Below are 4,784 nucleotides of genomic sequence, written 5' to 3'. Positions count from 1 at the left end.
TGAAAAACTCCGCACTCTGGACGCGACACGGCCCTGGAGGGACGCCCGGAACTCCGGACGCACGCCCTCGCGGCAGTGTCAGCAGTTGTCGATGACGAGCGGCCTGCCACTCGTCATCCGAGCGGCCTGGGGGGAGGCCAGAAACCTGGAGTCACATTATTCGGTCGAACAGCGGCCTGCCATGCGTTCCCGGCCGCGCGGCCTGCCTGCTCTCCAGCAGGGCTGGAACGGGCGTGACACAGCCTGCGACAGGCGGATGAAACAGGTGATCCAGGCCCCGTCCCAGGATGGACGGGGTTGGCTTGCGCGCAGGGCGCTCAGTGACCCGCGGAGCCGGGCGGCTCGACGCGCTCCACCTGCTTCTGGACGGCGGCATCCGACGCCACGTCCGCCCCCAGCTGCAGGTACGTCAGCAGGTAGGTGCGCCCCGTCGCCGGACCCTGCGCCGCCGCCGTACGGGCCAGGGCGTCGCGCCGGGATTCAAACGAGGTCAGCGTCTCCTGGAGCGAGCGGCGCGTGTCCTCGCTCTTCTCCGTCTTCAGGCGCTCCTGCACCCGCGCGATGTTCGCCTCCACCATGCGCTGGCTCTCCCGGGCGCGGTTCGCTTCCGACAGGTCGGTGAAGGGGCCCGTGCCGTCCACGGACAGCTCCAGCTTCCCGACCTGGCGGCCCCGCTCCCCGGGGGGCACCAGCGTGGACACGCCCTGGCGCTGCGCCATGCCCACGCCCCGGCCGTCATGCGACTGCACCACGAAGTCCACGCCCTCGGCGCCCTGGGCCAGCTTCACGGCCTCCACGTAGGGCACCGCCGCCAGCAGCACCACCAACTGCACCTGCTCCTTCTGGCGCAGGCGCTTTACTTCGGAGGCCACCGCCGGTCCCACCGGCAGGCCCCGGACGCCCTGGGGCAGGACGGCCGTGCCCTCCGAACTTCCGGCCGGGGCCTTGGGGTCCGCCGACGCGGGCGACACGCCGACGATGCCCACCTTCAGCCCGCCCACCGTCGTCACCACCGAGGCGGGGAAGAGCGGCTGCCCCTTCGTGTCCACGAGGTTCGCGGACACGAGCTTCAGCTTCGCGCCCTTCGTCTTCTTCTTCAGGAAGTCCACGCCCAGCACGAGGTCGCGCTGGCCCACGGCCATCGCCGCGTAGCCCTGCGCGTCCAGCTGCTCCAGGAGCAGCTCCGCGCGAGGCTTCGCCGTCGCATCCTGGCCATCCGCCAGGGTCTTGAAGAGCGCGTTGCCCGCGTCCAGTGCGAGCACTGGCACGCCCTTGGCGCGCTCCTGCGTCAGGACCGTCTTTCGTCTGGCCAGACCGCCAGACGGGTTGTGGCGTCAACCACAGGGGGCGATTTCGCCCCCATTGTCTCCGGTGAAGAGCAGCACGAGCTTCTTCGGCGCGGCCCCCGCCATGAGCGGCAGGAGCAGCAGCAGCGCCAGGGCGGCGAGCCGGGGAGCGCGGGGGCTCACTTCTTCCCCTTCTTCGGCGCGGGCGCGGGCTTCTTGTCCAGGTCCGCCAGCTTCGTCTTCGCCGTCTTGGCGGCGTCCGACTTGGGGTAGCTCTTCACCAGCTCCTCCAGCGCCAGCTTCGACTCCTCCTTCATCTTCAGCTTCTGGAAGCAGTCGGAGGAGCGCAGGTACGCGTCCGGCGCGGACGCCGTCTTCGCGAAGTCCTGCACCACCTTGCCGTACTCGAAGAGGGCCTCGCGGCACTTGGACTCGGTGAAGTACGTCTCGCCCAGGCCGAAGTGCGCCTCGCCCACGAGCGCGTCCTTGGGCCACTTCTTCACGAACTCGTTGTAGAGCTGGCGCGCGATCAGCGAGTCGCCGGCCTTGGCCTTCTCCTGCGCGAGCGCGAGGAACTCCTTCTTGTCCGTGGGGCGCTGGAGCTCCTCGGCCTTCTTCCGGGCCTCGGCCTCCTTCACCGCCTCCGTGCCCTGGAGCGCCAGCAGCCGCTGGTTGGTCTCCTCCGTGCTCTTGCCGAGCGCGGCCTCCAGCTCACCAATCTTGTAGAGGTACGTCTCCACCTGGCCGCGCAGCTGCGCCAGGTCCTCCACCGTCTTCTGGAACTGCACGCCGATGTCCGCGTCCTTGCGGCGCGCGGCGGTGTCCAGACTCTGCAGGGCCTGGGTCACCTGGGCGACCTTCTCGTCAATCTTCGGCTGGGTGGCGGCGAGCTGGTCACGCGCCTCCTTCAGCTCCGTGGCCAGCCGGGCGTTGTCCGCGCCCAGCCGGTCCACCTTGGCTTCCAGGGCACGGCCGCGGTCGGCGGGGTAGAAACAGCCGGGAACGGCGGCGGTCAACAAGGCGAAGAGCACGAGCCTGCGCATGGGCCGGGCATCCTAGGTCCAAAGCGCCCCGCGCGCCGCTTCTGTTTCCTCCTCCGCCCGGCTGCCCCCCTGCCCTTCAGCGCGCCCCGTCGGCCTCCAGCCGCTCCACGGCCCGGGCACAGGCCACCCGGAGCCGGGGCAGGTTGAGGAAGAAGGGCACCGGCCGCGCCCGCCCGGACTCCACCGCCCTCAGCGCCCGGCGGTAGGCCTCCAGGGCCGCTGCCGGCTGGCCGCACTGCTCCAGGAGCAGCCCCAGCAGGTAGCGGGCGGCGACGTGGTCCGGATCCAGGTCCAGGCACCGGCGCAGGTCGCGCTCCGACTTCTCGTCCGGGACGCCCGTGGAGGCCCCGTCGAGCACGCACGAGAAGAGCCAGTCCGCCTCCGCCATCGCGGACTCGTCCGGAGCAGGTGGCACTTCAGGCTTCGGCGCCGCGGGCCCGGCCGGCTCGGCGATGCTCGGGAACCGGCCGGAGTCCCGCTTCGGCCGGGGCGCCTCCGCGGGCGCGGCGTCCTCCCGCACGTAGAAGAACGCGTGCTCGCTGGGCAACAGCCGCAGCTCCGGGGGCACCTGGAGCAGGGGCTCCGCGGCGGACAGCACCAGCACGCCGCCGGGCGCGAGCCTTTCGCCCAGGTTGCGCACCGTGCGCTGGAAGGCGTCCGGGGTGAAGTAGATGAGGACGTTGCGGCAGAAGATGACGTCGAACCCGCCGCCCCCGGGGGCCTCCGGGTAGGGCGCCTCCATCAGGTTGTGGCGCCGGAACTCCGCCTGCGCGCGCAGCGACGCCACCAGGGCGTGGCGCCGGCCCTTCGGCTCGAAGTAGCGCGAGCGCGGCCCCTCCGGCACATGGCGGAGCGCCTCCGCGGAGAAGCTCAGCTCGCGCGCCCGGGTGAGCACCTGCTCGGAGATGTCCGTGCCCAGCACGCGGCTGGCGGGGTCCGCCCCCTCCTGGGCCAGCAGCAGGAGCAGCGTGGCGACCTCCTCGCCCGCCGCGCAGCCCGCGCTCCACACGCGCAGCGGCGCCTTCGAGCGTTGGATGCGGGGCGACAGCACGTGCTCGCGGAAGGCGGTGAGCTGCACCCCGTCCCGGAACACCTCCGACGTGTGCACCGCCACCGCGTCCACCAGCCGGGCCAGGTCCGCCGCGCCCGCCGGGGTGCGCAGGTGCGCCGCCAGCTGCGTTGGACTTCCGCCGTGTCCCAGCGCCTCCAGCCGCGCGTCCATCCGCCGCCGCTGGGCCCCGCTCAGCGCCATGCCCGTGTACGCCTGAAGCCAGGCGTGGACGGGAGCCCAGCGCTCGGAGGAGGACGTCATCGCGCGCGGGTCAGCGGCTGACGGCCAGCGACTCTCCGCGCGCCAGCCGCGCCAGGGTGGCGGCCACGTCATCGCCGTGGATGAGGTGGTCCACCGCCTTGCGCTCCACCGCCGCGCCCGGCATGCCGAACACCACGCAGGACTCCTCGTTCTGCGCCAGCGCCAGCCCACCGCCCTGCTTGATGGCCAGGAGCCCGTCCGCCCCGTCCGCGCCCATGCCGGTGAGCACCACGCCCACCGCGCGCCGGCCGTAGGCCTTCGCCACGCTCTCCAGCAGCACGGTGCCGCTGGGCATGTGCCCGTCGCGCTCCACACCGGCCTTGAGCGCCACGCGGCCTCGCACGGGCACCACCATGTGCTGATCCGGCGGCGCCACCAGCACCAGCCCCGGCGCCAGCGTGTCGCCGTCCACCGCCAGCCGGACCTTGAGCTTGCTCGCGTTGGCGAGCCAGCTGGCCAGCGATTCGGAGAAGGCGGCGTTGATGTGCTGGACGATGACGATGGGCGCCGGGAAGTCCGCTGGCAGCTCCGACAGCATCCGGTAGAGCACCTGCGGACCGCCCGTGCTGGCGGCCACCGCGACGATGCCCATGGAGGTCGCGGGCAGCACCGCGACCGGCGCGTGCGGCGTCCCTGGCGGGCCACGCTTCTGGCCGCGCACGTGGCGGATGACGCGCACGGAGGAGATGAGCTTCACCTCCTTGGTGAGGTTCCACGCATCCGGCCCCGCGTCGATGGAGGGCTTGATCTGCAGCGCCAGCGCGCCCAGCTCCAGCGCGCGGTACGTCAGCGCGGGGGCCTGCGAGCGCGGGTCGCCCGTCAGCACCAGGATGGGCGTGGGGCACTCGGCCATGATGTGCTCCACGGCCGTGAGCCCATCCATGACGGGCATGTCCACGTCCATGGTGATGACGTGGGGACGCAGCTCCTTCGTGAGGGCAACGGCCTCCTGGCCGTTCGCGGCGGTGCCGATGACCTGGATGTCCGGGTCGTCGCTCAACGCCGCGCTGATGAGCTGGCGGCAGATGACCGAGTCATCGACCACCAGCACCGACACTTTCTTGCCCATGACCGTTCAATACCCCGTACGCGCCGCGGGAGTATAGCAATGCGAGGGGGCCCCGGGCGTCCGCGAACATCTCC

At 71.9% G+C, this 4,784-nt stretch carries 5 protein-coding genes; all 5 read right to left on the bottom strand.

Annotated features, from left to right (window positions below):
- Nucleotides 1-317: 317 nt before the first annotated feature.
- Nucleotides 318-1,268, bottom strand: a complete 951-nt coding sequence (locus D7W81_RS01735; protein WP_147445315.1) for a bifunctional UDP-sugar hydrolase/5'-nucleotidase — start codon at nt 1,266-1,268, stop codon at nt 318-320.
- Nucleotides 1,269-1,334: 66 nt separating this feature from the next.
- Nucleotides 1,335-1,469 (bottom strand): hypothetical protein, encoded by a 135-nt coding sequence (locus tag D7W81_RS43990; protein WP_279637794.1) that lies wholly within the window; start codon nt 1,467-1,469, stop codon nt 1,335-1,337.
- Nucleotides 1,466-2,329, bottom strand: coding sequence for a tetratricopeptide repeat protein (locus tag D7W81_RS01730; protein WP_120553547.1), 864 nt, complete (start codon nt 2,327-2,329; stop codon nt 1,466-1,468). The genes D7W81_RS43990 and D7W81_RS01730 overlap by 4 nt, the downstream gene beginning before the upstream one ends.
- Before the next feature lie 76 nt (nt 2,330-2,405).
- Nucleotides 2,406-3,641, bottom strand: coding sequence for a CheR family methyltransferase (locus tag D7W81_RS01725; protein WP_120553546.1), 1,236 nt, complete (start codon nt 3,639-3,641; stop codon nt 2,406-2,408).
- Between the two features lie 10 nt (nt 3,642-3,651).
- Entirely contained in the window at nt 3,652-4,710 is a 1,059-nt protein-coding gene (cheB, locus tag D7W81_RS01720) for a chemotaxis-specific protein-glutamate methyltransferase CheB (protein WP_120553545.1), read from the bottom strand.
- Nucleotides 4,711-4,784 lie beyond the last annotated feature (74 nt).

Source organism: Corallococcus aberystwythensis (assembly GCF_003612165.1).
Lineage (GTDB): Bacteria > Myxococcota > Myxococcia > Myxococcales > Myxococcaceae > Corallococcus > Corallococcus aberystwythensis.
This window is presented reverse-complemented; position numbering and strand designations above follow the sequence as displayed.

Excerpts from the sequence above, each read along its gene's own strand:
- D7W81_RS01730 (WP_120553547.1), bottom strand. The coding sequence starts at position 2,329 with ATGCGCAGGCTCGTGCTCTTCGCCTTGTTGACCGCCGCCGTTCCCGGC.
- D7W81_RS01725 (WP_120553546.1), bottom strand. The coding sequence starts at position 3,641 with ATGACGTCCTCCTCCGAGCGCTGGGCTCCCGTCCACGCCTGGCTTCAG.
- cheB (WP_120553545.1), bottom strand. The coding sequence starts at position 4,710 with ATGGGCAAGAAAGTGTCGGTGCTGGTGGTCGATGACTCGGTCATCTGC.